Origin of the sequence: Isoptericola dokdonensis DS-3, assembly GCF_001636295.1 — a bacterium.
In the GTDB taxonomy this organism is placed as follows: domain Bacteria; phylum Actinomycetota; class Actinomycetes; order Actinomycetales; family Cellulomonadaceae; genus Isoptericola; species Isoptericola dokdonensis.
Window position 1 is genome coordinate 792,870 of the sequence record NZ_CP014209.1, and the last position, 26,376, is coordinate 819,245.

Here is a 26,376-nt window from a genome sequence, read left to right on the forward strand (position 1 = left end):
CGACGCGGTGCTCCGGGTGGGTGACCCGGGTCGCCGACGTCAGGCGTGCGGTGCCGGGTCCTGGTCGGACCCGGCGACCTTCGTTCCCTCGGCGGTCGTGCCGTCGTCGCCCTCCGGGGCGGACGCGTCCGGTCCTCGGGGAGCGTCGTCGGTCTCGGTCTCCGCCTCGGCGGCGTCCTGGTCGCGTGGTGCGCGACCCGGGAGCGCCACACCGTCCTCGCGGCCCGGGCGCAGCCGTCCGATGACGACGAACATGACGAGGGCAGCGAGCCCCAGCACGATCGACGTCCACACGTTCAGCCGCAGACCGAGGACCACCTCGGCGGTGTCGATGCGGAGCATCTCGATCCACACCCTGCCGAGGGTGTAGAGCGCGACGTAGGCCCAGAATACCCTCCCATGACCGAGTCTGTACCGACGGTCGAGCCAGATCAGCAGGGCGGCCGCGCCGAGGTTCCAGAGGATCTCGTAGAGGAACGTCGGGTGGAACAGGGTGCCCTCGGCGAACGAGGTGCCGGTGGCGGTGTTCAGCCGCTGGATGACCTCGGGGTCGATCTCCAGGCCCCAGGGCAGGGTCGTCGGCGCGCCGAAGAGCTCCTGGTTGAACCAGTTGCCGAGCCGTCCGATCGCCTGCGCGACGAGCAGCCCGGGCGCGAGGGCGTCCGCGAAGGAGCTCAGACGCACGCCCTTGCGGCGGCACCCGATCCACGCGCCGACGGCACCGAGCGCGACCGCGCCCCAGATACCGAGACCGCCCTGCCAGATGTACAGGGCACGGACCGGGTCGCCGCCCTCCCCGAAGTAGGGGTCGGGGGTCGAGATCACGTGGTACAGGCGGCCGCCGACGATGCCGAACGGCACGGCCCAGAACACGATGTCGAGCACGTCGTCGGGGTCCCCGCCGCGCGCCTCCCACCGCTTCATGGTCATCCACGCCGCGACGACGATCCCCACGAGGATCGCCAGCGCGTAGGCGCGCACGGGCACCGGGCCCAGGTACCAGACGGACTCGGCGGGGCTCGGGATCGACGCGGCGACCTGGCCGATGGTGGTCACGAAGGTCCTCCGGTGGTGCTCGTACGGGCACGTGCCACGCCGTCGGCGAGCTCGGCGGTCACCCGGCCCAGCGCGTCCAGGCGGGCGGCCCACGGGTCGTCGCCGAGCAGCGTGCGCACCAGTGCGGAGCCGACGATGACGCCGTCCGCGTAGCGCCCGACCTCCGCGGCGTGGTCACCGGTGCTGACGCCGATGCCGACGCAGACGTGCTCGGCGCCCGCGGCGCGGGTGTCCGCGACGAGCTGCTCGGCACGTCGCCCCACGGCCGCGCGGGCGCCCGTGACGCCCATCGTCGAGGAGGCGTAGACGAACCCGCGCGACGCCCGCGCGGTGAGCTGCAGGCGCTCCGGGGTGGAGCTCGGCGCGACGAGGAAGACCTTGTCGAGGTCGTGCTCGTCGGCAGCCGCGACCCACTCGCCGGCCTCGTCGGGGATGAGGTCGGGCGTGATCATGCCCGCTCCACCCGCGGCGGCGAGGTCCCGCGCGAACGCTCCCACCCCGTAGCGCAGCACCGGGTTGTAGTACGACATGACGAGCGTCGGCACGCTGCCGCCCGAGCGGTCCGCGACCGCCTCGACCACCCGCAGCACGTCGCGCACGCGCGCACCGGCCGCCAGCGCGGCCTCGGCGGCGGCCTGGATGACGGGACCGTCCATCACCGGGTCGGTGTACGGCACGCCGATCTCGACGACGTCCACGCCGGCGTCGACCATCGTCGTCACGGCCTCTACCGACCGCGCGACGTCCGGGTAGCCGACGGGCAGGTAGCCCACGAGGGCCGGACGGCCCTGGGCGCGCAGGGCGTCGAGCCGGGCGCCGGTGCGCGAGGTCGTGGTGGTGCTCACCGCTCCTCCTCCGCGTCCGGCAGCAGGCCGAACCATCGTGCGGCCGTGGCCACGTCCTTGTCGCCACGTCCGGAGAGGTTCACCAGCACCACCTGGTCGGTGCGTCCCTCGGCGACGAGGCGGCGGCCGACCCGCAGCGCCCCGGCGAGCGCGTGCGCGGACTCGATGGCGGGGATGATGCCCTCGGTGCGGCAGAGCAGGCGGAAGGCGTCCATGGCCTCGGTGTCGGTCACCGGCTCGTACGTGGCGCGCCCGAGGTCGTGCAGCCACGAGTGGGCCGGGCCGACGCTCGGGTAGTCCAGGCCCGCCGAGACCGAGTGGCTGGGCCGGGTCTGGCCGTCGTCGTCCTGCAGCAGGTACGACCGCGCGCCGTGCAGGACCCCGGGTGCACCACCGGAGAAGCGGGCCGCGTGCCGACCGGAGTCGACCCCCTCGCCGCCGGCCTCGAAGCCGTACAGCTCGACGCCCTCGTCGTCGAGGAACGCGTTGAACAGGCCGAGCGCGTTCGAGCCGCCGCCGACGCACGCGGCGACGACGTCGGGCAGGCGGCCGACGCGGTCGAGCACCTGCTCGCGCGCCTCCTCGCCGATGATCCGGTGGAACTCGCGGACCATCTCGGGGAACGGGTGCGGGCCGGTGACGGTGCCGAGCAGGTAGTGCGTGTCCTCGACGTTGGTCACCCAGTCGCGCAGCGCCTCGTTGATGGCGTCCTTGAGGGTGCGGGTGCCGACGGCGACGGGCACGACCGTGGCGCCGAGCAGCTCCATGCGGGCGACGTTCAGCGCCTGACGGCGGGTGTCCTCCTCGCCCATGTAGACGACGCACTCGAGGCCCAGGAGCGCGGCCGCGGTGGCGGTGGCGACGCCGTGCTGGCCGGCCCCGGTCTCGGCGATCACGCGGGTCTTGCCCATGCGCTGGACGAGCAGCGCCTGCCCGAGGACGTTGTTGATCTTGTGCGAACCGGTGTGGTTGAGGTCCTCGCGCTTGAGGAACACCCGCACGTCACCGGGCTCCCCGCCCGCGTGCGCGGCGAACCGGGGCACCTCGGTCAGCGGCGACGGGCGGCCCGTGTAGTCACGGTGGAGCCGTGTGAGCTCCGCCGCGAACGCGGGGTCGCCCTGCGCCTTGCGGAACTCGGTCTCGAGCTCGTCGAGGGCGGCGATCAGCGCCTCGGGGACGTAGCGGCCGCCGAACGGCCCGAAGTACGGGCCCTGGACGTCGGCGAGCCGGCCGGCCACCTGGTGCGCCAGCGTCTCGGTCAGCGCGTCGCGCACGGGCTGGTCAGGCACGGTCGCTCCTTGGTCGGTGTCGGGGGGTTCGGTCGGGGCGGGCGCCGCCGTCAGGGCTGCGCGGCGGGCCGCACCGACCACAGCGAGGGGTGCGCGCCCGCGGCGACGAGGTCGGCGACGGACCGTCGCGGCTCGCCGTCGGTCACCAGGGCCTCGCCGACGAGCACCGCGTGGGCGCCGGCGCGAGCGTACTCGAGCACGTCGTGCGGCCCGCGCACGCCGGACTCGGCCACACGCACGACGTCGTCGGGGATGAGGGGTGCGAGGCGGGCGAACGTGCCGCGGTCGACCTCGAGGGTCTTGAGGTCGCGGGCGTTGACGCCCACCACCCGCGCGCCGGCGTCGAGCGCCCGGCGCACCTCGTCGGCGGTGTGCGCCTCGACGAGCGCCGTCATGCCGAGGGAGTGCACCCGCTCGATCAGCGACGTGAGCACGGTCTGCTCGAGGGCCGCCACGATGAGCAGGACGACGTCGGCGCCGTGGGCGCGCGCCTCCCACACCTGGTAGGGCGTGACGACGAAGTCCTTGCGCAGCACGGGCACGTCCACCCGGGCGCGGACGGCGTCGAGGTCGGCGAGGCTGCCGCCGAAGCGGCGCTCCTCGGTGAGCACGGAGATGACGCTCGCGCCACCGGCCGCGTACTCCGCGGCGAGGGCGGCAGGGTCGGTGATCGGGGCGAGGTCACCCTTGGACGGGCTGGACCGCTTGACCTCCGCGATGACGGCGACCCTGTCCTCCGACAGCAGCCGGCCGCAGCACTCGAGGGCTCCCGGCACCTTGGCGGCGCGCTCCTTGAGCTCGTCGAGCGAGGTGCGCGCCTGGCGCACGGCAAGGTCTTCGCGAACACCCGCGACGATGTCCTCCAGGACTGTCATGCGTCTCCCCTCCCCCGGTCGTGTCCTGCCATCGTAGGCCCGGTTCGCCCAGCGGATGACCACCGCCCGAGGCGCGAGACGCACCGTCGGCGACGTGGTGCGGATCACGTCCGGCGCGTCAGGAGATCGTTACGGCACCGTGACGCGGCGCACGCCGCCGCCACGCAGCACGACGCCCGCGCCCCGGGGACGGGGCGCGGGCGTCGTGGTGGAGTCTCAGTGACCGGAGCCGGCGCGCTTGGGCACCACGCCCGGCTTGGGCTGGCCGTAGCCCATGTTGCGCAGGACGACACCGACGACGAGGGCGCCCGCGGCGATCGCGAGGCCGACCCAGAACAGCACGAAGGGCACGCCCGGCAGGACGCCGACCGACGAGACGAGGGCGCCCAGGATCACGCCGATCATGGCGGTCCAGGCGGCGACGGTGTGCCCGTGGTTGGTGGGCGGGACCGCCTCCGGCAGGTAGATCGGCTCGGCGGTGCGGTTCTCGGTCATGGGTGTCTCCGGCCTCTCGGTCACGTGATGCGGGGTCAACACTACCGGTCCGCCGAGGGGTCGGTCCCCCCGGACAGGGCGTCCCAGTCGGACTGCGCGTCCGGTGCGGCGCCGACGGCGGGGCCCGGTGCGGCGCCGGCGCGCTCGTGCCGCCCGCCGGAGGCCTGCCACGACGACGCGCCCAGCAGCGCGGCGACGGAGACCAGGACGATCGCGAGACCGACGACGACGGCCAGCCACGGCCACGGCGTCACGCTCACCGCCGAGGTGAGGGTCGTGACGCCGGCCGCGTCCGCCGCGCCGGCCACCGCGGGGGCCTCGGGGTCGAGCAGCACCGCCACCGCCCCGCCACCGACGGCCAGGCCGCCCAGCAGCGCGACCACCAGCGCGACGCGACGCGCCACCGCGCCGGCGAGGGTGGTCGCCAGCGCGCAGGCGAGCGTGACGAACGCCGCCGCGCTGACGGCAGGCGCCGCCGTCGTCCCGGTGACCTCCACCGTGACCTGCGGCTCGAGCGCGGTCGCGACGGTGGTGCGCAGCCACACGGGGGCGGACACGGCGAACGCGGCCCCGCCCAGCAGCAGGAGCGCGACGACCGCCCGCGAGCGGCTCCGGATCGCGGGGCTCATGCGTCGCCCAGGTCGGTGAAGCGGGCCGCGAGCTGGACCGCGCGCACCGCGGCGGCCGCCTTGTTGCGCGACTCCGCGTACTCCAGGGCCGGCACCGAGTCGGCGACGATCCCGCCGCCCGCCTGCACCGACGCCCGGCCGTCGCGCAGGAACGCCGTGCGGATCGCGATGGCCATGTCCATGTTCCCGCCGAAGTCGAGGTACCCGCAGGTACCGCCGTAGATCCCCCGCGACGCGGGCTCGAGCTCGTCGATCAGCGCGATCGCGCGCGGCTTCGGCGCGCCCGACAGGGTGCCCGCCGGGAACGTGGCCCGCAGTGTGTCGAGCGCGGTCGCCCCGTCCCGCAGCCGCCCGACCACGGTCGAGCACAGGTGCATGATGTGGCTGAAGCGTCGGGTCACCATGAACTCGACGACCTCTACGGAGGTCGGCTCGCACACCTTGACCAGGTCGTTGCGCGACAGGTCGACGAGCATCAGGTGCTCCGCGCGTTCCTTGGGGTCGGCGATGAGCTCCTCGCCGAGCTCGACGTCCTCCTCGACCGTCGCGCCCCGGGGGCGCGACCCGGCGATCGGGTAGGTGGTGACGTGCCCGGCGTCGACCTTGACCAGCGTCTCCGGGCTGGACCCGACGACGGCGAAGTCGCGGTCGCGGTGGTCACGGAGCTGGAAGTAGTACATGTAGGGGCTCGGGTTGATCGTCCGCAGCGCCCGGTAGACGTCGAGCGGGTCGGCCGGGCAGTCGAGGTCGAGGCGCTGGGACAGCACCACCTGGAACACCTCGCCGTCGCGGATGGCCTCCTGCCCGGCCCGCACCGCGTCCTCGAACTCGGCGCGGGTCGACCGGAACTCCAGCGCGGGCTCCGGCCCGTCGCCGAGCACGGTCCGCACCGGCGCGGTCGGGCTTGCCAGGCGTGCGGCCAGCGCGTCGAGACGGGCGACGGCGTCGGCGTGCGCCTCGTCGACCCGCTCGTCGGTGGCGTCACCGTTCACGGCGTTCGCCACGAGCCACACGGCGCCCGTGTGGTGGTCGACGGCGACGAGGTCGGTCGCCAGGGTGAGGGCGACCTCGGGCACGTCGAGCTCGTCGGGCGCGGTCGCCGGCAGGGTCGGCTCCCAGTGCCGCACGACGTCCCAGCCCATCGCCCCGACGAACCCGCCCGTCAGCGGGGGCAGCCCGTCGATCGGCTCGCTGCGCAGCGCCTCCAGGGCGGCACCGAGGACGTCCAGGACGTCGCCCTCGGTCGGGATGCCCGCGGGCACGTCGCCGCGCCACACGGCCCGGCCGCCGTCGGACAGCAGCGTCGCGCGCGCCTCCACGCCCACGAACGACCAGCGCGCCCACGCGCCGCCCGCCTCGGCCGACTCGAGCACGAACGTGCCCGGACGGCCCTGCGCGAGCGTGCGGTACAGACCCACCGGGGTGACGTCGTCGGCCAGCACCCGGCGCACGACCGGGATGACGCGGCGGTCCCGGGCGAGGTCGCGGAACGTCTCCAGGCCCGGCCAGGTCGCGCCCCAGGCGAGCTGCTCGGACGTCGGTGCGACGGCAGCGGGGGCGGGCGTGGCGGGCGTGGTGGTCACCGGTTCTCCTCGGGGTCGGGGTGGCCGACGACGGCGGGCAGCGCGCCGCCGGCCTCGAAGCAGGTCCGGGCCCCGGTGTGGCACGCGGCGCCCACCTGGTCGACCCGCACGAGCAGGGCGTCGCCGTCGCAGTCGATCGCGACGGAGCGCACGTACTGACGGTGCCCGGAGGTGTCCCCCTTGCGCCAGTACTCGCCGCGCGACCGGCTCCAGAACGTCACCCGGCCCGTGGTCAGCGTGCGGTGCAGGGCCTCGTCGTCCATCCAGCCGAGCATCAGCACGTCACCGGTGTCGTGCTGCTGCACGATCGCGGCGACGAGCTCGTGCTCGTCCCGCTTGAGGCGGTCGGCGACGGACTTCTCGAGCGAGGTCTGGTTCTGCACGCAGGCATCCTTTCACGCCGGGTCGGCTCCCCGGACGCCGTCTCAGCGGGTCTGGGCCACCCAGCTCGCGTGCATGCGGGCGTACACGCCGTCCGCCGCCGCGAGGTCGTCGTGGTGCCCCACCTCGACGACGTGGCCGTCGTCCACCACGACGACGAGGTCGCTCGCCTCGGCCGTGGAGAGCCGGTGCGCGATGGTGATCGTCGAGCGGCCGGAGGTCAGCGTGTCCAGGGCACGCGCGATGCGCACCTCGGTGGCGGGGTCGACGGCGGAGGTCGCCTCGTCGAGGACGAGCAGGTCGGGCGCCGCGAGGTAGGCGCGCGCGACCGCGACGAGCTGCCGCTCCCCCGCCGACAGCGCCTCGCCGCGCTGCCCCACGTCGGTGTCGAGCCCGCCGGGCAGCCCGGCGACCCAGTCCGCCAGCCCGAGCGCGGCGAACGCCGCCGTGACGCGGGCCCGCACCTCGGGGTCGGCCGGGTCGGCCGTGGGACCGCGCAGGCCGTAGGCCGCGTTGGTGAGCACGGTGCCGTCGAAGAGGAAGCCCTCCTGCGGGACGAGCACCACCCGCTCGCGCAGCCGCGCGAGCGGGATGCGGCGCAGGTCCACGCCGTCCAGCTCGACGCTGCCCTCGGTCGGGTCCATGAGCCGCGTGGCCAGCTTCGCGATCGTCGTCTTGCCCGACCCGGTCCGGCCGACCACCGCGATCTTGCGGCGCGCGGGCAGATCCAGGTCGACGCCGTGCAGCACCTCCGGCCCGTCGGGGTAGGAGTACCGGACGCCCCGCAGCGTGACCCGGGCGTCGCCGCGCGGGCTGTCGGCGGCGTCGGCCCCCGGGTCGGGGACGTCGAGCGGCGTGTCCACGACGGCGATGACGCGCCGCCACCCGGCGACGGCGTTCTGGAGCTCGTTGAGGATCTCCGTGGCCATCTGCACCGGACCGGTGAAGAGCTGCACGAGGAACAGGAAGGCGACGAGCTCACCGGCCGTGAGATGGCCGCCGATCCCGAGGTAGGTGCCCGCCACGACCACGACGGCGAGCACGAGGTTCGCCATGAGCGTGCCGGAGGAGAAGACGGCCGCGACGAGCACCTGGGCGCGGCCCTGCGCCAGCCGCGTCTCCTCGACGGCGGCGTCGATGCGCCGTCCGGTCCGCGCGGCGACTCCGTACGCCCGGACGGTCTCGGCGCCGACGACCGCCTCCGACACCGCGCCCAGCATCGCGCCGACCCGCGCGCGGACCTTGGCGAAGCGGCCGCCGACCGACCGCTGGGCGTGCCGCAGCACGAGGAACAACGGCACGAAGCAGACCCACACCACGACCGTCAGCACCGGCGAGTAGACGGCCATGAGCACCGTGGCCACGGCGATCTGCAGGCTGGAGACGAGCAGCATGATGCCGCCCCACTGGACGAACAGCGAGATCGTGTCGACGTCGCCGGTCACGCGCGAGACGAGCGATCCGCGCCGTTCCGAGCCCTGGGAGAGGGTCGACAGGTCGTGCACGTGCCGGAACGCCCGCACGCGCAGGCCCGCCAGACCGGCCTCGGTGGACCGGAAGAGCCGGACGTTGACCACGGCCGTGCACATCCCGGCCACGACGATCGCGCCCGCGGCGAGGCCCGTGAGGAGGGCGATCCGGCCGGCGTCGGGGCCGCCGGCGGCGAGGATGCCGTCGTCGACGGTGCGCTGCACGGTGAGGGGCACGACCACGCGGCCGGCGGCGGCGACCACGGCGATCGCGAGGGTGAGCCACAGCCCGTGCACGATCTGCGGGGAGATCGCCACGCCGCGGCGCAGCGTGGCGAGCACGCCGAGGTCGCTGGCGACGGCGATGCGGGAGTCGGTCATCGGACGACCTCCTGGTCCTCGTCGGCGACGGACGGCTCGACGGCGGCGTCCGGGTCCTCGACGGCCCGCTCGTCGGCGCGCTCCTCGCGGCGGCGCTCCGTCTCGGCCTCGTAGGCGGTGGCGAGCGCGCGGTACCCGGCGTCGCGGGCGAGCAGCTCGCCGTGGGTGCCGACGTCGACGACGCGTCCGGCCTCCAGGTGCACGACGACGTCGGCCATCGCGACCGACGACATGCGGTAGGCGACCATGACGACCGTCGTCGGCCGCCGGCCGCCCTCGCCGTGGGCGAGCCCCGCGAGGATCTCCTGCTCGACCCGCGGGTCGACGGCGCTGGTGGCGTCGTCGAGCACGAGCAGGCGCGGGCGCCGCACGAGCGCGCGGGCCAGGGCCAGGCGCTGCCGCTGCCCGCCGGACAGGTTCGCGCCGCGCTCGCCCAGCGGCGCGTCGAGGCCGTCGGGCAGCGCGGACACGACGTCGTCGACGCGGGCGAGCCGCAGGGCCTGCCAGACCTGCTCGTCGACCTCGGGCGAGACCTCGTCGGCCAGGGTCACGTTGGCCCGCACCGTGTCCTCGAAGACGAACGTCTGCTGCGCGACGAGCGCGACCTGCGCGGGCACCTGGCCGTCGGCGAGGTCACGGACGTCCGCGCCGTCGAGGCGCACCACGCCCCGCGTGGGGTCGCTCAGTCGGCTCAGCAGGGACACCAGCGTCGTCTTACCGGCACCGGTGGGGCCGACGACCGCGACCGTGGTGCCGGGCGTGACGTCGAGGTCGACGCCGTCGAGCAGCGTGATCCGGCGACCCGCCACCGGCACGTCGACGCCCACGCCCTCCAGCCGGACGGCGAGGCCCTCCTCGCCGCCGGGCAGGGTGCCGGCACCCGCGGCGAGCTCGCCGCGGGTGTCGAGCACCCGGCTGATGCGGTCGTGACCGACCAGCCCGCGCGGCAGCTCGCCGAGCACCCAGCCGAAGGCGCGCACGGGCACGGCCATGAGGGTGAGGAGGTAGGCGGCGGTGACGACGTCGCCGACGTCGACCGCGCCGGTCGACGCGCGCCACGCCCCCACCCCGAGCACCAGCAGGGTGCCGAGGTTCGGCAGGAGCTCGACGACGGGGTCGAAGATCGCCCGCACGACGCCGACGCGCACGTTGGCCTGTCGCAGCGCGTCGGTCCGCTCCGCGAAGCGGGCCTCCTCCCGGTCGGCGGTGCCGAGGGCCTTGACCAGCAGCGCCGCCTCGAAGGACTCGTGCGCGACGTCCGCGACGTCGGCGCGCAGCTGCTGCGCGCGGGTCGCGGCCGGGTCCATGTAGCGCTGGAACACGAGGTTCGCGGCGATGGTGGCCGGGATGACGACGAGCGCCGCGGCGGCGAGCCACGGGTCGATGGCGAGCAGCATCACCGTGGCGACGCCGATCATCACCACGACGCCGAGCGCGAACGGCAGCGGGTTGAACACGCCGGTGGCGGCCTCGACGTCGGCGCTGGCGTTGGACAGGAGCTGCCCGGCCGGGTGCGCGCGGTGCCAGGACATCGGCAGCCGCAGGAACTGGCGGGTCAGGGCGCGCCGGTGGTGCGCCTGGATCCCCACGTACCCCCAGCCGGCCCAGATCCGGCGGAAGGCGACCGAGACCGCGAGGGTGACCGCGACGCCCACGAGCACGAGGCCGGCGAGCCAGACGTCGCCGCGGGCCGCCTCGTCGCCGGCGATGGCGGGCACGACGACGGCGTCCGTGGCCCAGCCGACGGCGCGGCTGATCGCCACGGTGGTCGCACCGAACACGGCGGCGGCCAGCACCGCCAGCAGGTAGAGCCGGGGCCGGGTCCGCATGCCGCGCCACATCAGGGCGGCGCTGCGTCGCAGCCGCGACCCGCTCAGCGTGGCCGGGCGGTCGTCGGCGGGCACCTCGGGCACAGGGGGTCCTCACGTTCCGTCCAGGGGGGTCGAATCGATCCTAGCGCCCCGGGCAACCGGATTCCGCCCGTCGCCGCACGGCCCCCGGAGCGTCAGCGGACGACGACGCCCGCCGCGCGCATCGCGTCCTTGACCTGGCCGACCGTCAGCGCGCCGAAGTGGAAGACGCTGGCCGCCAGCACGGCGTCCGCCCCTGCGCGGGCGGCCTCGACGAAGTGCTCGGGGGTCCCGGCACCGCCCGACGCGATGAGCGGGACCGTCACCCGCTCGCGCACGGCACGGAGCATCTCCAGGTCGAACCCGCCCGTCGTGCCGTCGGCGTCCATCGAGTTGAGCAGGATCTCCCCCGCGCCCAGCCCGGCCGCGCGCTCCGCCCACTCCACGGCGTCGATGCCCGTGCCGCGGCGGCCGCCGTGCGTCGTGACCTCGTACCCCGACGGGGTGGTCACCTCGCCCGTGACCCGACGCGCGTCGACCGACAGGGTGAGGACCTGGTTCCCGAACCGGTCCGCGATCTCCGCGACCAGCTCCGGGCGGGCGATGGCGGCGGTGTTGACACCCACCTTGTCGGCCCCGGCCCGCAGCAGCCGGTCGACGTCGTCCGTGGAGCGCACCCCGCCGCCCACGGTCAGCGGGACGAACACCTGGTCGGCCGTGCGCCGCACGACGTCCACCATCGTCTCCCGGTTCCCGGACGACGCCGACACGTCGAGGAACGTCACCTCGTCCGCGCCCTCGGCGTCGTACCGCGCCGCGAGCTCGACCGGGTCCCCGGCGTCGCGCAGGTTCTCGAAGTTCACGCCCTTGACCACCCGGCCGGCGTCGACGTCCAGGCACGGGATCACACGGACAGCCACGGTCATGCGCAGGTCACCCTTCTTCGGTGGTGCCGGCGGGCTCGCGCCCGCCGGAGGCCTCGTCGGTGGTGCCGCCGTCCTCGCCCTCGGCGGGCGGGACCTCCTCGGTCACCTGGTAGCGGGCGTCGAGGACGTCGACGACGTAGACGATCGTCTCCTCGGCGAGCTCGTTGCCGGTGCCGCCGTGCGCCAGGTTCGGCGGCGCCACCAGCAGGACGCGCGAGCCGACCGACTGCTCCAGCAGGCCCTGGTCCCACGCCTCGACGAGCTGGCCGATCCCGATCGTCGCGGACTGCGGCGCCACGCCCGCACCCCAGCTGGAGTCGACCACCGTCCCGTCGCTCCAGCGCACGGCCACGTAGCGGGCGGTGACGACCTGTCCCACGGAGACCTGCGGGCCGTTGCCGCGCTGCACCGGCTGCACGACGAGCTCCTGCGGCGGGTCCGCGTCGGGCACCACGACGCGCGGCGACCCGTCGGTCTCGCGCAGCACCTGGGGCAGCCCCTCGGGCACCTCCACGGGCTCGCCCGCCGCGACGGTCGGCAGCACGTCCACGACGAGGACGACCGGGACGCCGTCGTCCTCCTCCACGAGGAGCACCCGGGCGCCGACCCGCTTGCCGCGCAGCGAGTCGTAGAGGTTCTGCCCGAGCGCCTCGGGCGTCATGTCGTACCAGGCCGGCGCGTCCTGGAAGGTCGAGGTGATGACGCTCCCGTCGCGCCCGTCCTCGGCGTACATGTCCAGCAGCACCGCGCCACCGTCCTCGAGCACGTCACCGGTGCCCTGCAGCAGGGTGCGCGAACCCGCCCGGGACACGGCGTACGGCTGCGGGTAGTCCAGCTCGGGCGGCGCGCCCTGCGCGCCGACCACCTCGACCGGCACCTGCTCCGGCGGCGCCGAGGGCGTCACCTGCGACCACACCGACGACGAGCAGCCGGCCGCCAGCAGCACCGCCGCGACCGTGGCGCCCGCGAGGGCGCGGCGGAGACGGGTGGTGGGGAGCACCGGGACAGTCTGCCACGACCGACCGGCACCACCTGCGCGCTCACATCGACTCGATGAGCCGCTCCACCCGCTCGTCGACGCTGCGGAACGGGTCCTTGCACAGCACCGTGCGCTGCGCCTGGTCGTTGAGCTTGAGGTGCACCCAGTCGACCGTGTAGTCGCGGCGCGCGTCCTGGGCGGCCCGGACGAAGTCGCCGCGCAGCTTGGCGCGCGTCGTCTGCGGCGGGACGGCCGTCGACTCGAACACCTCGAGGTCCGTGACGATCCGTTCCACCATGCCGCGGGCGGCGAGCAGGTTGTACAGCCCCTCGGTGCGGGAGATGTCGTGGTAGGCGAGGTCGAGCCGGGCGATCCGCGGGTCGTCGAGCTCCAGCCCGTGCTTGGCCCGGTAGCGGTCGATGAGCCGCAGCTTGATCACCCAGTCGAGCTCGCGGTCCACCAGGCTGAGGTCCCCCGACTCCAGCGCGCGCAGCCCCCGCTCCCACAGGTCCAGCACCTGCTTCACCTGCGGGGTGGGGTCCACGTGCGCGTCCACGTGCTCCCGCACCCGCTGGTAGTACTCGGCCTGGATGTCGACGGCCGTCGCGGTGCGCCCGTTCGCGAGCTGGACGAGGTGCAGCCCGGTGGAGTCGTGGCTGATCTCCCGGATCGCCCGGATCGGGTTCTCCAGGCTGAGGTCGCGCACCGGGACGCCGGCCTCGACCAGCCGCAGCACGAGGTCGGTCGCGCCGACCTTGAGCATCGTCGTCGACTCCGACATCGACGAGTCGCCGACGATGACGTGCAGGCGCCGGTAGTGCTCGGCGTCCGCGTGCGGCTCGTCGCGCGTGTTGATGATCGGGCGCGACCGCGTCGTCGCGCTGGAGACGGCCTCCCAGATGTGGTCGGCCCGCTGGGACAGGCAGTACGTCGCTCCGCGCGGGGTCGGCAGCACCTTGCCCGCGCCCGTGAGCACCTGCCGGGTGATGAGGAACGGCACGAGCACGTCGCTCAGCCGGGAGAAGTCGCCCTGCCGGCGCACCAGGTAGTTCTCGTGGCAGCCGTAGCTGTTGCCGGCCGAGTCCGTGTTGTTCTTGAACAGGTGGACCTTGCCCGGCAGCCCCTCGTGCTCCAGGCGCTGCTGGGCGTCCGCGACCAGGCCCTCGAGGATCCGCTCACCGCCCCGGTCGTACGCCACGAGCTGGCGGACGTCGTCGCACTCGGCCGTCGCGTACTCCGGGTGCGAGCCGACGTCGAGGTACAGCCGGGACCCGTTGCGCAGGAACACGTTCGACGACCGGCCCCACGCGACGACCTTGCGGAACAGGTAGCGCGCCACCTCGTCCGCGCTCAGACCACGGCCGTCCTCGGCCGCGCACGTCACCCCGTACTCCGTCTCCAGCCCGAAGATGCGTCGGTCCATGGCCGTCCCCCTCAGTTCTCGTCGCCGGCCAGCAGGCCCGCGAGCGCCTCGCCCTGGAGCCGCCGGAACGCGCGCCGCGGGCGGCGCCGGTCCAGCACGGCGACCTCCAGGCCGGCGGCCGGGATGTCGCGCTCCTCGCCGGCGGGCACGACCGTGCCGTCCGCCGACACCGCGCCGAGCGTGCGCACCGCGAGCCGCAGCGCCTCCGCCAGGCCCATGCCCTCCGACCAGCCGTCCCGCACCCGGGCGGTGAGGTGCTCGGCCTGCCCGCCCATGACGACGAACCCGTGCTCGTCGGCCACGGACCCGTCGTAGGACAGGCGGTACACCTGGTCCTCGGCCGGGGAGGCGCCCACCTCGGCCACCACCAGCTCCACCTCGAGCGGCTTCGACTCGGTGGTGAACACCGTGCCGAGGGTCTGGGCGTACGCGTTCGCCAGCCCGCGGGCCGTGACGTCCGCTCGGTCGTAGGAGTACCCGCGCAGGTCGGCGTAGCGCACGCCCGCCACCCGCAGGTTCTCGAACTCGTTGTACTTGCCCACGGCGGCGAACGCGATGCGGTCGTAGATCTCCGAGATCTTGTGCAGCGCCCGGGACGGGTTCTCCGTCGCGAACGCGATGCCGTCGTCGTGGGCCAGGACGACGACGGACCGGCCGCGGGCGATGCCCTTGCGGGCGAAGTCCGCCCGGTCCTTCATCAGCTGCTCGGGCGAGACGTAGAACGGCATGCTCATGCGCGCACCCCTCCCGCGTCCCCGCCGCGACGGTCCGCGACGATCCGTTCCACGACCACGGCCAGGTCGTCGTCGGCCACCCGCTGGTAGCCCTCCACGTCCACCGTGGCCACGACGGGCCAGATGCGCCGGACGGTGTCCGGCCCCCCGGTGGCGCTGTCGTCGTCGGCGGCGTCGTAGAGCGCCTCCACGGCCACGGCCACGGCGTCCGCGGCGTCCAGGCCGGGGCGCCACAGCTTCTTCAGCGCGCCGCGCGCGAACACCGAGCCCGATCCCACCGAGTGGTGGTCGTGCTCCTCGTAGCGACCGCCGGTGACGTCGAAGCTGAACAGCCGGCCGGTGCCGCGGTCCAGGTCGTAGCCGGCGAAGAGCGGCACGACGGCCAGGCCCTGCATGGCCAGCGGCAGGTTCCCGCGGATCATGGTCGACAGCCGGTTCGCCTTGCCGTCGAGCGACAGCAGGGAGCCCTCGATCTTCTCGTAGTGCTCCAGCTCGAGCTGGAACAGGCGCACCATCTCCACGGCGATCCCCGCCGAGCCAGCGATGCCCACGGCCGAGAACTCGTCCGCCGGGAAGACCTTCTCGATCTCGCGGCTCGCGATGAGGTGACCCATCGTGGCGCGCCGGTCGCCCGCCAGGACGACGCCGCGCGGCGCCCCCGGCCCGCCGAACGTCAGCGCCACGATGGTGGTCGCGTGGGGGGCGAGGTCTGCGCCCGGCGCCCCGCCCGGCGTCGGGCGGCGACCCGGGAGGAGGTCGGGCGCGTGGTCCGCGAGGAACTCCACGAACGAGCTCGACCCCGGCCGCAGGAACGCGTCGGGCAGGCGGCCGGCGGCCTCAGCGGCAGTCGTCACTCACTGACCGCCCTTCTGGACGAAGCCGCGCACGAACGACTCGGCGTTCGACTCCAGCACCTCGTCGATCTCCTCGAGCAGGGAGTCCACCTCGGCGTCGCGCTCCGAGGTCTGGGGGGCCGCCGCGGGCGGCGGGTCCTGGGCGTCGTCGTCGGGCGTGCGGTCGTCGTGCTGTCCCGAGATCCGTTCCTGACCGGCCATGGTTCCGCCTCCTTCGTCGTACCCCGTACGGGTGTGGTCAGCCTATGCCGATCGGGCACCGGTTGGCGCACCCGGCTCACGTGTCGCCGCGCAGACCCGCCAGCAGGGCGGCCGCGTCCGGGCTCGCGTCCAGCAGGGGGCCGATGTGCGCCCGGGTGCCGCGCAGGGGGTCGGGCATCGGCACGCGCTGCAGGGACGCCGTCCCGGGCACGTCGAAGATGACCGAGTCCCAGCTGGCGGCCGACACCTCGTCGGCGTACCGCTCCATCACCTCGCCGCGGAACCACGCGCGCGTGTCGGTGGGCGGGTGGTGCACGGCGTGCGCGACGTCGTCCTCCGACACCAGCCGCTCGACTGCACCCGCCGTCAGCAGCCGGTGGTAGACGCCGCGCTCGGGGCGCACGTCCGACCACTGCAGGTCCAGCGCCCGCAGGCGCGGGTGGTCCCACGCCAGGCCGTCGCGCGTGCGCATGCGCTCCAGCAGCCGCAGCTTCGCGACCCACTCGACCTCCCGCGCGCAGGCACCCGGGTCGACGGCGAGACGGTCCAGCACCGAGCGCCAGCGCTGCAGGACCTCCACCGAGTCGTCGTCGGTGCCGAGCGCGGCCAGCGCCCGCCCCACGATGTCGGCGTACGCGGCCTGGACCTCCAGCGCCGTGGCGGTGCCGCCGTCGGCGAGGTCCAGCGGGCGGCGCAGCCCGAGGTCGCGCGACACCCGGCGGACGTCGCCCACCGGGTCGGCCAGGCGCAGCGCCGCGAGCTCGGCGGCCGCGGGCACCCCCGCCTCGGCGAGCTCGTCGAGGTGCTCGGCCACCCACAGGACCAGCGACGTGGTGCCCAGCTTGAGGAAGGTGGCGACCTCCAGGTGGTTCGCGTCGCCGATGATGAGGTGCAGCCGGCGCCAGCGCGCGCGGTCCGCGTGCGGCTCGTCACGGGTGTTGACGATGGGGCGCCGCAGCGTGGTCTCCAGGCCCACCTCGGCCTCCATGTAGTCGGCGCGCTGGGAGAGCTGGAACCCCGCCTCGTCCCCCGTCGCGCCGAGCCCCACCCGGCCCGACCCGGTGAACACCTGGCGGGTCACGAGGAACGGCGTGAGGACGTCGACCAGGGTGCCGAAGGACAGCCGCCGGTCGACGAGGAAGTTCTCGTGCGTGCCGTAGCTGGCGCCCTTGCCGTCCACGTTGTTCTTGTAGAGCACCACCTCGGCGTCCGGCACCTGCGCGAGGCGCCGGCTGGCGGCGAGCATCACCCGTTCGCCGGCCACGTCCCACACCACCGCGTCCCGCGGGTTCGTCACCTCGGGCGACGAGTACTCCGGGTGCGCGTGGTCCACGTACAGTCGCGCCCCGTTGGTGAGGATGCAGTTCGCCGCGCTCGGGTCGTCGTACTCCTCGGTGGTGGGACGCTCCACCGTCTGGGTCGGGCCGTCCGACGCCGTCGGGCCGGACGGCGCGGGGGCGTCCGGGTCGTCGGTGAGCAGCGACGGGTGCGCGGAGGCCCGCTGCAGGTGGAACCCGCGGGCGTCGGCGAGAGGGTCCTCGTCGTCGTAGTCCCAGCGTGCCGGCGGGTGGCCGGGGCGCCCCCCCTGCACGCTCGCACGGTAGGTCGTCACGACCTGGGAGCTCATGAGCATCGGGTTGGCCATCGGGCGCCCCGGGGACAGCACCCCGTACTCGGTCTCGATGCCCATCACGCGTCGCACGGTCACGACGCCACCCTATGCGCCCTGGTCCGGGTGCTGCCGGGTCGTCCGCGGGCGGCACCGCGCGCGCCGTGCGCGAGGCGGCTCCGGGCGCCGGGGAGCGACACGAGTCAACGGCGACTTAGGATTCTCCCGTGTCCGACTGGTTCGAGTCCGCCGTCCGCGGCGGCGAGTGCGCAGACCTCGCGCGAGGGGTCGACTGGTCGCGCACTCCCCTCGGCGACCCGTCGACCTGGGCGCCCGCCCTGCGCAGCGCCGTCGAGCTGTGCTTCAGCACCCGGTTCGCCGTGCTGGTCACCTGGGGACCCGAGCTCACGATGATCTACAACGACGGCTACCGCGAGATGCTCGGCACCGACCTCCACCCCCAGGCGATGGGCGCGTCGGCGGCCGAGCTGTGGGGGCACGTCTGGGCCGACATCGGCCCGCTGTTCACCGAGGTCCTGGCCACGGGCACCCCGACGTGGGACGTCGACCTGCTGCTGTGGATGCAACGCTCCGGCTACACCGAGGAGACCCGCTTCACCTTCTCGTACAGCCCGCTGCGCGACGAGGACGCCGTCGTCCGCGGCGTGCTGGACATCGCGACCGAGACGACCGACCAGGTGGTGGACCGGCGTCGGCTCGCCCTGCTGGGCAGGCTCGCGACCGCCCTGCAGGGGCACCGCGACCAGGTCGACGACACGGCCCGCATCGTCACGGAGGTCCTGGGCGGCAACCAGGACATCACCGCCGCCCACCTCTACCGCGGCGACGACCCCGTCGCGACCATCGGGCCCGCACCGGACGCGGCGACCACGCTGCTCGCCCGGGTCCACCGCACGGGCCGGGCCGTCTGGCACGACCACCTGCTGGCCACCCCCGTGGGCGACGGCCGACCGGACGGCCCCGCCGAGGTGCTGCTGCTCCGCGGCAACCCGCACCGCCCCCTCGACGCGGCCCACCGGGGCTTCCTCGAGCTGGTGGCCGCCACGATCGGCACCGCACTCGCCGAGGGCGCCGCGCACCGCCGCCGGATCGCCCGCATGCGGACCGTCAGCGACGCCCTGCAGCACGCCATGGTGCCGGACACGCCGCCGTCGTCGCGCTGGGAGACCCGCTACCGGCCGGCGGACGACACCCTCTTCGTCGGCGGGGACTGGTTCGACGTCGTCGAGCTGCCGGACGGGCGGTTCGGGCTGGTGGTCGGCGACTGCGTCGGCCACGGCGTCGACGCCGCCACCAGCATGGGCCGCCTCAGCAGCGCCGGGCGTGCGCTCATGCTGTCGGGGGCGGGGCCCGCCCGCACGCTCGAGCTGCTCGACGACTTCGCCCGCACCGTGCCCGGCACCGAGTTCACCACCGTGTTCTGCGGGGTCGTCGACCGGGCCGCCGGGACCCTCACCTACTCGAGCGCCGGCCACCTGCCGGGACTGGTCGTCCACGACGGCTGCGAGCGGTCGGCGTGGCTCGAGGACGCGCAGGGCACGCCGCTCACCCTGCACCGCGGCCCCCGGCCCGAACGGACCACCAGGCTGTCCCGGGGCGACACCGTCGTGCTGTACACCGACGGCCTCGTCGAACGTCGCGGCGAGCACCTCCGCACCGGCCTCGACCGCCTCGTCGACGTCGCCCGCGAGGCGTGCCGGGGCGAGGTGCTCGCCGACCTCCCCGACCATCTGCTCGGCGGGATGCTGCCCACCGGGGCTCGCGACGACGTCGCGATCGTCGTCTACCGCGCCGACTGACGTCGGCCGACGCGGTCGACGACGTTCGCCCGTCAGAGGTACTGACCGGTCGAGCTCACCGTGTCGATGGTGCGAGGTGCGCCCTGCTCGCCCTTCTTCTGGAAGATCGTGCGGATGAAGACGATGCGCTCGCCCTTCTTGCCGCTGATCCGCGCCCAGTCGTCGGGGTTCGTGGTGTTGGGCAGGTCCTCGTTCTCGTGGAACTCGTCGACGCACGCCGACAGCAGGTGCTCGACGCGGATGCCGCGGTTGCCCGTGGCGAGGAGGTCCTTGATCGCGGACTTCTTCGCCCGGTCGACGACGTTCTGGATCATCGCGCCGGAGTTGAAGTCCTTGAAGTACAGGGTCTCCTTGTCGCCGCTGGCGTAGGTGACCTCGAGGAACTGGTTGTCCTCGTCCTCGGCGTACATGCGCTCGACGACCGAACGGATCATCGCGTCCACGGCGAGACCTCGGTCGCCGCCGTGCACCGTGAGGTCGTCGGCGTTGATCGGCAGGTCGGTGGTGAGGTACTTCGCGAAGATCTCCTTCGCGCCCTCGGCGTCCGGCCGCTCGATCTTGATCTTCACGTCGAGGCGGCCGGGGCGCAGGATCGCCGGGTCGATCATGTCCTCGCGGTTGGAGGCGCCGATGACGATGACGTTGTCGAGCCGCTCCACGCCGTCGATCTCCGCGAGGAGCTGCGGCACGATCGTCGTCTCGACGTCGGACGACAGCCCGGTGCCGCGGGTGCGGAACAGGGACTCCATCTCGTCGAAGAACACGACGACCGGCATGCCCTGGGACGCCTTCTCGCGGGCCCGGGCGAAGATCAGCCGGATGTGCCGCTCCGTCTCGCCGACGTACTTGTTGAGCAGCTCGGGGCCCTTGACGTTGAGGAAGTAGCTCTTGGCCGACGGCTCGCCGTCGCGCTCCGCCGAGACCATGGTGGACAGGGAGCTCGCCACCGCCTTGGCGATGAGCGTCTTGCCGCATCCCGGCGGGCCGTACAGCAGCACGCCCTTCGGCGGGCGCAGACCGTGCTCGCGGAACAGGTCCGGGTGGGAGAACGGCAGCTCGACGGCGTCCCGGATCGCCTCGATCTGCGGCCCGAGCCCGCCGATGTCCTCGTACGCGATGTCCGGGACCTCTTCGAGGACCAGCTCCTCGACCTCGGACTTCGGGACGATCTCGAACACGAAACCGCTGCGGACGTCGACCGTCAACGAGTCGCCGACGCGCAGCGGCGCCCCGGCGAGCGACCCCGCGAGCCGCACGACCCGCTCCTCGTCGGCGCGGCCGACGACCAGGACCCGGTCCTCGCCGAGCAGCTCCTTGACCGTGACGAGCTCGCCGGTGCGCTCGAAGCCGCCGGCGGACACGACCGTCATCGCCTCGTTGAGCTTGACCTCCTGGCCCGCGCGCACGCCGGTCAGGTCGAGGCTGGGGCTGGCCTGGAGGTGCATCTTGCGGCCCGACGACATGACGTCGACCGACCCGTCGTCGTGGGCGGCGAGGAACGTGGCGTACGTGCCCGGAGGCTTGGCGAGGTCGTCGATCTGCTTCTTCAGCTCGACGATCTGGTCGCGGGCAGCGCGCAGGGCGTCGGCGAGGCGTTCGTTCTTGGCGACCAGCAGGGCCAGCTGGGCGTCACGCCCCGCGGGCGTGACCACGGCGTCCGGGCGGGCAGGGTTGTCGGTCATCGCGTCCCCTCTCGTACGGCCCGGGTCGACTCCTCCGACGAGGAGACGTCCCCGGACACAGCACCTTACGGGTCAACACCGACGACGTGTGCGTCATTTCACGGTGCGGTCACGACGTTCACAGGATCAGGACCTCGCCGTGACCGCACCGAAACCTGCTGGGACCTCAGGCGGTCTGCTCGGGGGCCTGCCCGACCTCGCGCCGCACCTTGCGGATCTTCTTGTCCGACACGGGGCGCTCGCCGAGGTCCTCCTCGGTCCACTCCTCGGCCGGGCCGGGGTGCGCCCCCTTGGCGGGCCGACGCTTGCGCTCCGGCGGCACCACGCCGTCGGCGAGACGGCGGGCGCTGACGAGGAACCCGGTGTGCCCGATCATGCGGTGCTGCGGGCGCACGGCGAGACCCTCGAGGTGCCAGCCGCGGACCATCGACTCCCACGCGACCGGCTCGGAGAACCGGCCGTCGGCGCGCAGGTCCTCCGCCGTGCGGGACAGCTGGGTGGCGGTGGCGACGTAGCAGACGAGCACGCCGCCGGGGGCGAGGGCTCCGGCGACGGCGTCGACGTTCTCCCACGGCGCGAGCATGTCCAGCACGACGCGGTCCACGGTGCCGGGCTCCACGACGTCGGCGACCCGGTCGGCGAGGTCGCCGATGTGCAGCCGCCACGCCGGGTGCTCGCCGCCGAAGAACGTCTCGACGTTGCCGCGTGCGATGGCCGCGAAGTCCTCACGCCGCTCGATCGAGTGCAGCTCGCCGGCGTCGCCGACGGCGCGCAGCAACGACATCGTCAGGGCGCCGGAGCCGACGCCCGCCTCGACGACGCGCGCGCCGGGGAAGATGTCCGCCATCTGCACGATCTGCCCCGCGTCCTTGGGGTAGACCACGGCGGCGCCGCGCGGCATCGACAGCACGAAGTCGCTGAGCAGGGGCCGCAGCACGAGGTACTCGATGCCGGCCGTGTTGGTGACGACCCACCCCTCGGGCTTGCCGATGAGGTCGGCGTGGCGGAAGTAGCCCTTGTGGGTGTGGAAGGTCGCGTGCTCGTTCAGCGTGATCGTGTGCATCCGACCCTTGGGGTCGGTGAGCTGGACCTTGTCGCCGACGCGCAGCGGGCCGCGCCGCTCGTCAGCACCGGTGGCGGGAGAGGAAGTCACGGTGGGCCAGTCTACGGGCGGGCGTCGGGCCGCACCGCCGCGGCGACCCGGGCGACGTCGAGGACGCCCACGACACGGCCGTCCGCGACGACGGGTACGACGCGCACGCCGCCCGAGGTGCGGGCCAGGTGGTCGAGCAGGTCGGCACCGCTCGCGCCGACGTCGACGGGAACCGCGGTGCCGAACGGCACGAGGACGGACTCGATCCCGACGGTCTCGGCCTGCCCGGCCGGGACCTGGGCCGCGGCGCGCGGGTCGACCCACCCGGAGGGCGCGCCGTCGTCGGCGACCACGACGACGGAGACCTCGCCGCGCCCGGCCGCGGCCCGACCGGCGTCCACGACCGCAGCGCCGCTGGGGAGCACGACGGCGGGGGTCATGAGCGAGGCCACGGTGATCCGGTCGACGACGTCGCGGCGCTGCCCGTTGCGCATCGCGGCGGAGGCCCCGGACCAGAGGAACGCGCCGATGAGCGCCGCACACATCACGGTGACCACGTCGGCCTGGCGGCCCTGCGTGAGCGGCCACAGCAGCGCCACCGCGACGACGCCGACGCCCACGACGCGCCCGGCCCAGCCCGCGACCAGGTCACCCTTCGAACGGGACCCGGTGGCGGCCCACACCGCCGACGACAGCACCTGCCCGCCGTCGAGCGGCAGACCGGGCAGCAGGTTGAACACCCCGACGAACGCGTTGGAGAACGCCCCCGCGTAGAGGAGCAGCGCGGGCACGTCCAACGACGACTGGGCCTGGAACGCCCCCCAGAAGACCGCCGCGAGCGCCAGGTTGGTCAGCGGGCCGACGATCGCGACCAGGGCGTTGTCTCCTGGACGCTCGGTGCCGGAGTAGGCGGTGTGCCCGCCCCAGAGGGTGAGCGCCACCTCGTCGACGCGACGGCCGCGGGCGTGCGCGGCGAGCGCGTGGGCGGCCTCGTGGCAGAACACGGAGCCGGACAGCAGGACGACGAACGAGAACGACACCACGGCGACGCCGACGAGGTCCATGCGCGGGGCGACGGCACGCAAGTTCGGGGCGAACAGGACGGTGAGGACCACGACGGCGATGACCCAGGAGCGGGTGATGATCACCGGGGCGCCGACGATGCGGCCGACGGTCCAGCCGGGGGAACGGGGAGGCACCCGCCCAGGCTAGCCGGGCGGGCGCCCGGCCCCACCTCTCGCCGCACCCCGGCGCGGCTCAGGAGAGGAGGTCGACGACCTCGCCGCCGGCGATGCGCCGCACGACGTCGAGGTCGACGTCCACGAGGCTCTTGGCCCGGCTGAGGCCGGGGCGCGGCTCGACGGGCAGCACGGCCTCCACCCCGAGGGTGCGGGTCCCGGCGGCCAGCGCCGAGGTGATGCCGGTGGGCGAGTCCTCGATGGCGACGCACTCCCCCACGGCGACGCCGAGGCGGGCCGCGGCGACGAGATAGGGCTCGGGGTCGGGCTTGCCGCGGGAGACCTGGTCCCCGGTGACGAGCGTGGTGAACGCGCCGGGCACGTGCGCGACCACGGCGTCGGCCAGCACGGAGTAGCTCATGGTGACCAGCGCGCAGGGGACGCCCGCGGCCCCGAGCGCGGCGAGCAGCTCCCGGGCACCCGGGCGCCACGGCACCTCGGCGTCGACCTGGTGGCGCACCTTGCCGAGGAGGTGGTCGACGATCCCCGCGACGGGCAGGTCGACTCCGGCGGCCTGGAGCAGCTCGGCGGACACCGTCAGCGGGTTGCCGACGAGCTCGAGCGCCTGCTCGTGCGACCAGGACCCGCCGTGCGCGGCGACGAGCTCGTGCTCGGCCCGGATCCAGTAGGGCTCGGTGTCCACGAGGGTGCCGTCCATGTCCCACAGGACGGCGGCGGGCAGGGGCGTGGTGGCGTCGGAGGTCATGCCCCCATCGTAGGAAGCGCCGCGCCGCGCGTCCGACGACGGGTGGGCACCCGCTGTATAGGGTGACCAGATGAGCACGGAGCAGCCGGCCGGCCGCCATGCCGCACGTCAGACCGTCATGATCGCCGCGTTCGAGGGCTGGAACGACGCCGGGGGTGCCGCCTCGTCCGCGATCGAGCACCTCACGGAGGTGTGGGGCGCGTCGCTGCACACCGAGCTGGACCCCGAGGACTTCCACGACTTCCAGGTGAACCGGCCGATGGTCGGTCCGGGGCCGGACGGCCGGCGGATCATCGCGTGGCCGACGACGACGATCGCGGTGGCGGAGCTGCCCGAGCGACGGGTGGTGCTGGTGCACGGCATCGAGCCGTCGTTCCGCTGGCGGGCGTTCTGCCAGGAGATCCTCGACACGGCCGAGGAGCTGGACGTGCGCACCGTGGTGACGCTCGGCGCGCTGCTCGCGGACGTCCCCCACACGCGCCCGATCCCGATGTCCGCCACGACCGAGAGCGACGGCCTGCAGGCGCTGCTCGACGTCGAGCCGAGCACCTACGAGGGGCCGACCGGCATCGTCGGGGTCCTCCAGCACGAGGCGACGGCGCGCGACTTCCAGTCGGTGTCGCTGTGGGCCGCTGTGCCGCACTACGTGGCGAACCCGCCCTCGCCCAAGGCGACGCTGGCGATCCTGACGCGCGTCGAGGAGCTGCTGGCCGCTCCCGTGCCGCTGGGCGACCTGCCCGAGGACGCCGAGGCGTGGCAGGCGGGCGTGGACGAGCTCGCGGGCGAGGACGCGGAGATCGCCGAGTACGTCTCGCAGCTGGAGGAGGCGAAGGACGCCGTCGAGCTGCCCGAGGCGTCCGGCGAGGCGATCGCCCGCGAGTTCGAGCGCTACCTGCGCCGGCGCGACCCCGGCGCCGGGACCGACAAGCGGTCGGGTCCGCCGGAGCTCTGAACCAGGCTCAGAGGCGGACGCCGAGCAGCGTGTTGACGGCGCGGGAGACGATCCCGGGAGCGCCCTCGTCGTCGCCGGAGGTGTCCCGGCCCGGAGCCAGGGAGCGTTCCGCCCAGGCGTCGACGGCGGCCAGCGCGCGGGGCGCGTCGAGGTCGTCGGCGAGCGCGGCGCGCAGGTCGGCCAGCAGCGCGGTGGCGGACGGGCCGCCGTTGCCGGAGACCGCGGCGCGCCAGCGCTCCAGGCGGGCGACGCCGGCGTCGAGCACGGCGTCGGTCCACTCCCACTCGCAGCGGTAGTGGTGGGCCAGCACGCCGAGACGCACGGCCATGGGGTCGACGCCCTGCGCGCGCAGCCTCGACACGAGCACCAGGTTGCCGCGCGACTTGCTCATCTTGTGGCCCTCGTAGGACACGAGCGCGGCGTGCGCGTGGACGCGCGGTGCGCTGTGCGGGCCCGCGAGCACGCGGCCGTGCGAGACGGACATCTCGTGGTGCGGGAAGACGAGGTCGGCTCCCCCGCCCTGGACGTCGAACGGCAGGCCGAGACCGTCGCGGGCGATGACGGAGCACTCGACGTGCCAGCCCGGGCGGCCCGTGCCGAGCACGCCCGCCTCCCAGGCGGGCTCGCCGGGACGCTCGCGCCGCCACAGCAGCGGGTCGAGCGCGTTCTTCTTCCCCTCGCGGTCCGGGTCGCCGCCGCGCTCGGCGAACAGCGTGGCCATCGTCGCGTCGTCGTACCCGGACACGGTGCCGAACGCCGGGTCGGCCGAGAGGTCGGCGTACACGTCGCCGAGGCCCGGGTCCGCCCCGCCCGCGCCGGGCTCCACCGGGACCCGGTAGGCGGTGCCGTCGGCCAGCATCTGCGCCACGGCGGCGGCGATGGCGTCGACGTGCTCGACGACGCCCGTCCACGGCTGCGGCGGGATCACGCCGAGGGCCGTCATGTCCTCGCAGTACAGCGCGATCTGGTCGCGGGCGAGGTCGCGCCAGTCGACGCCGGTCGCCTCGGCGCGCTCCAGCAGCGGGTCGTCGACGTCGGTGACGTTGGAGCAGTAGACGACCGTCTTGCCGGCGTCGGTCCACGCCCGGTGCAGCAGGTCGAACGCGACGTAGGTCGCGGCGTGACCGAGGTGGGTGGCGTCGTACGGGGTGATGCCGCACACGTAGCTGCGCGCCGTGTCCCCCGGGGCCGGGTCGACCAGCTCTCCCGTCGTGGTGTCGTGCACCCGCACGACGGGACGGCGCCCGTCGACGGGGGCGGGGAGCTCGGGGATCTGCGGGAGGGGCCAGGAACGCACGGCCTCAGG

The 26,376-nt window shown here is 74.3% G+C and carries 24 protein-coding genes; 2 read left to right on the forward strand and 22 right to left on the reverse strand.

The genetic code is table 11. The features are described from left to right. Positions 1–39 precede the first annotated feature (39 nt). The 17 genes from lgt to dop form a co-directional block, all read right to left on the reverse strand. Positions 40–1,056, reverse strand: a complete 1,017-nt coding sequence (lgt, locus tag I598_RS03780; RefSeq protein ID WP_083972847.1) for a prolipoprotein diacylglyceryl transferase — start codon at positions 1,054–1,056, stop codon at positions 40–42. After that, a complete protein-coding gene (gene trpA / locus I598_RS03785) occupies positions 1,053–1,937 on the reverse strand; it encodes a tryptophan synthase subunit alpha (protein ID WP_068201396.1) in 885 nt (294 codons plus the stop codon). Before trpA ends, lgt begins: the two co-directional genes overlap by 4 nt. Beyond that, a complete protein-coding gene (trpB, locus tag I598_RS03790) occupies positions 1,898–3,190 on the reverse strand; it encodes a tryptophan synthase subunit beta (protein WP_083973516.1) in 1,293 nt (430 codons plus the stop codon). The genes trpA and trpB overlap by 40 nt, the downstream gene beginning before the upstream one ends. Before the next feature lie 50 nt (positions 3,191–3,240). Beyond that, positions 3,241–4,065 carry an indole-3-glycerol phosphate synthase TrpC gene (gene trpC, locus I598_RS03795; RefSeq protein WP_068201399.1) on the reverse strand — a complete coding sequence of 275 codons (825 nt, stop codon included), beginning with the start codon at positions 4,063–4,065 and terminating at the stop codon, positions 3,241–3,243. A 216-nt stretch (positions 4,066–4,281) separates the two neighbouring features. Continuing rightward, a complete protein-coding gene (locus I598_RS03800; RefSeq protein ID WP_068201401.1) occupies positions 4,282–4,560 on the reverse strand; it encodes an HGxxPAAW family protein in 279 nt (92 codons plus the stop codon). A gap of 41 nt (positions 4,561–4,601) precedes the next feature. Then, on the reverse strand, positions 4,602–5,189 hold the full coding sequence (locus I598_RS03805; protein ID WP_068201405.1) for a Trp biosynthesis-associated membrane protein: 588 nt from the start codon (positions 5,187–5,189) through the stop codon (positions 4,602–4,604). Continuing rightward, entirely contained in the window at positions 5,186–6,772 is a 1,587-nt protein-coding gene (locus tag I598_RS03810) for an anthranilate synthase component I (RefSeq protein ID WP_068201408.1), read from the reverse strand. The genes I598_RS03805 and I598_RS03810 overlap by 4 nt, the downstream gene beginning before the upstream one ends. Then, entirely contained in the window at positions 6,769–7,155 is a 387-nt protein-coding gene (gene hisI, locus I598_RS03815; RefSeq protein WP_068201410.1) for a phosphoribosyl-AMP cyclohydrolase, read from the reverse strand. Before hisI ends, I598_RS03810 begins: the two co-directional genes overlap by 4 nt. Positions 7,156–7,197: 42 nt before the next feature. Next, positions 7,198–9,003: an ABC transporter ATP-binding protein gene (locus I598_RS03820; RefSeq protein WP_068201411.1), complete on the reverse strand. Its 1,806-nt coding sequence runs from the start codon at positions 9,001–9,003 to the stop codon at positions 7,198–7,200. Then, a complete protein-coding gene (locus I598_RS03825) occupies positions 9,000–10,844 on the reverse strand; it encodes an ABC transporter ATP-binding protein (protein ID WP_068204884.1) in 1,845 nt (614 codons plus the stop codon). The genes I598_RS03820 and I598_RS03825 overlap by 4 nt, the downstream gene beginning before the upstream one ends. Positions 10,845–11,008: 164 nt before the next feature. Continuing rightward, positions 11,009–11,779, reverse strand: coding sequence for an imidazole glycerol phosphate synthase subunit HisF (gene hisF, locus I598_RS03830; protein WP_068201413.1), 771 nt, complete (start codon positions 11,777–11,779; stop codon positions 11,009–11,011). Between the two features lie 7 nt (positions 11,780–11,786). Next, on the reverse strand, positions 11,787–12,779 hold the full coding sequence (locus I598_RS03835) for an FKBP-type peptidyl-prolyl cis-trans isomerase (RefSeq protein WP_157557154.1): 993 nt from the start codon (positions 12,777–12,779) through the stop codon (positions 11,787–11,789). A 40-nt stretch (positions 12,780–12,819) separates the two neighbouring features. After that, the gene (pafA, locus tag I598_RS03840) at positions 12,820–14,181 is read right to left on the reverse strand and encodes a Pup--protein ligase (protein WP_068201415.1); all 1,362 of its coding nucleotides are present in this window, start codon (positions 14,179–14,181) and stop codon (positions 12,820–12,822) included. Between the two features lie 11 nt (positions 14,182–14,192). Beyond that, complete coding sequence (gene prcA / locus I598_RS03845; RefSeq protein ID WP_068201417.1) at positions 14,193–14,915, reverse strand: proteasome subunit alpha; 723 nt, start codon at positions 14,913–14,915, stop codon at positions 14,193–14,195. Next, entirely contained in the window at positions 14,912–15,769 is an 858-nt protein-coding gene (gene prcB / locus I598_RS03850; protein ID WP_068201419.1) for a proteasome subunit beta, read from the reverse strand. Before prcB ends, prcA begins: the two co-directional genes overlap by 4 nt. Further along, entirely contained in the window at positions 15,770–15,970 is a 201-nt protein-coding gene (locus tag I598_RS17560) for a ubiquitin-like protein Pup (protein ID WP_068201421.1), read from the reverse strand. A gap of 76 nt (positions 15,971–16,046) precedes the next feature. Continuing rightward, positions 16,047–17,660, reverse strand: coding sequence for a depupylase/deamidase Dop (gene dop / locus I598_RS03860; protein ID WP_068201423.1), 1,614 nt, complete (start codon positions 17,658–17,660; stop codon positions 16,047–16,049). Between the two features lie 146 nt (positions 17,661–17,806). On the opposite strand from dop, the gene I598_RS03865 reads away from it, so the two are divergent. Next, entirely contained in the window at positions 17,807–19,399 is a 1,593-nt protein-coding gene (locus tag I598_RS03865) for a SpoIIE family protein phosphatase (RefSeq protein WP_068201424.1), read from the forward strand. A gap of 32 nt (positions 19,400–19,431) precedes the next feature. On the opposite strand, the gene arc is transcribed toward I598_RS03865, so the two are convergent. The 4 genes from arc to I598_RS03885 form a co-directional block, all read right to left on the reverse strand. Then, on the reverse strand, positions 19,432–21,081 hold the full coding sequence (gene arc / locus I598_RS03870; protein ID WP_068201425.1) for a proteasome ATPase: 1,650 nt from the start codon (positions 21,079–21,081) through the stop codon (positions 19,432–19,434). Positions 21,082–21,247: 166 nt separating this feature from the next. Continuing rightward, a complete protein-coding gene (locus I598_RS03875) occupies positions 21,248–22,234 on the reverse strand; it encodes a tRNA (adenine-N1)-methyltransferase (protein WP_068201427.1) in 987 nt (328 codons plus the stop codon). A gap of 11 nt (positions 22,235–22,245) precedes the next feature. Then, the gene (locus I598_RS03880; protein ID WP_068201429.1) at positions 22,246–23,373 is read right to left on the reverse strand and encodes a site-2 protease family protein; all 1,128 of its coding nucleotides are present in this window, start codon (positions 23,371–23,373) and stop codon (positions 22,246–22,248) included. Positions 23,374–23,431: 58 nt separating this feature from the next. After that, positions 23,432–24,118 carry an HAD family hydrolase gene (locus I598_RS03885; protein WP_068201431.1) on the reverse strand — a complete coding sequence of 229 codons (687 nt, stop codon included), beginning with the start codon at positions 24,116–24,118 and terminating at the stop codon, positions 23,432–23,434. Positions 24,119–24,188: 70 nt separating this feature from the next. On the opposite strand from I598_RS03885, the gene I598_RS03890 reads away from it, so the two are divergent. Next, positions 24,189–25,070: a PAC2 family protein gene (locus tag I598_RS03890; protein ID WP_068201432.1), complete on the forward strand. Its 882-nt coding sequence runs from the start codon at positions 24,189–24,191 to the stop codon at positions 25,068–25,070. A 7-nt stretch (positions 25,071–25,077) separates the two neighbouring features. Here I598_RS03890 and mshC read toward each other — a convergent pair whose 3' ends face one another. Next, entirely contained in the window at positions 25,078–26,367 is a 1,290-nt protein-coding gene (gene mshC / locus I598_RS03895) for a cysteine--1-D-myo-inosityl 2-amino-2-deoxy-alpha-D-glucopyranoside ligase (protein ID WP_068201433.1), read from the reverse strand. Positions 26,368–26,376: the final 9 nt, after the last annotated feature.

What these genes read in the sequence shown, in the direction of transcription:
- I598_RS17560 (WP_068201421.1), bottom strand. Translation starts at nt 15,970, where the DNA reads ATGGCCGGTCAGGAACGGATCTCGGGACAGCACGACGACCGCACGCCC.
- I598_RS03825 (WP_068204884.1), bottom strand. Translation starts at nt 10,844, where the DNA reads ATGTGGCGCGGCATGCGGACCCGGCCCCGGCTCTACCTGCTGGCGGTG.
- hisF (WP_068201413.1), bottom strand. Translation starts at nt 11,779, where the DNA reads ATGACCGTGGCTGTCCGTGTGATCCCGTGCCTGGACGTCGACGCCGGC.
- trpC (WP_068201399.1), bottom strand. Translation starts at nt 4,065, where the DNA reads ATGACAGTCCTGGAGGACATCGTCGCGGGTGTTCGCGAAGACCTTGCC.
- I598_RS03890 (WP_068201432.1), top strand. Translation starts at nt 24,189, where the DNA reads ATGAGCACGGAGCAGCCGGCCGGCCGCCATGCCGCACGTCAGACCGTC.
- prcA (WP_068201417.1), bottom strand. Translation starts at nt 14,915, where the DNA reads ATGAGCATGCCGTTCTACGTCTCGCCCGAGCAGCTGATGAAGGACCGG.
- I598_RS03805 (WP_068201405.1), bottom strand. Translation starts at nt 5,189, where the DNA reads ATGAGCCCCGCGATCCGGAGCCGCTCGCGGGCGGTCGTCGCGCTCCTG.
- I598_RS03800 (WP_068201401.1), bottom strand. Translation starts at nt 4,560, where the DNA reads ATGACCGAGAACCGCACCGCCGAGCCGATCTACCTGCCGGAGGCGGTC.
- I598_RS03885 (WP_068201431.1), bottom strand. Translation starts at nt 24,118, where the DNA reads ATGACCTCCGACGCCACCACGCCCCTGCCCGCCGCCGTCCTGTGGGAC.
- arc (WP_068201425.1), bottom strand. Translation starts at nt 21,081, where the DNA reads ATGACCGACAACCCTGCCCGCCCGGACGCCGTGGTCACGCCCGCGGGG.
- pafA (WP_068201415.1), bottom strand. Translation starts at nt 14,181, where the DNA reads ATGGACCGACGCATCTTCGGGCTGGAGACGGAGTACGGGGTGACGTGC.
- dop (WP_068201423.1), bottom strand. Translation starts at nt 17,660, where the DNA reads ATGGGCATCGAGACCGAGTACGGGGTGCTGTCCCCGGGGCGCCCGATG.
- I598_RS03820 (WP_068201411.1), bottom strand. Translation starts at nt 9,003, where the DNA reads ATGACCGACTCCCGCATCGCCGTCGCCAGCGACCTCGGCGTGCTCGCC.
- trpA (WP_068201396.1), bottom strand. Translation starts at nt 1,937, where the DNA reads ATGGTTCGGCCTGCTGCCGGACGCGGAGGAGGAGCGGTGAGCACCACC.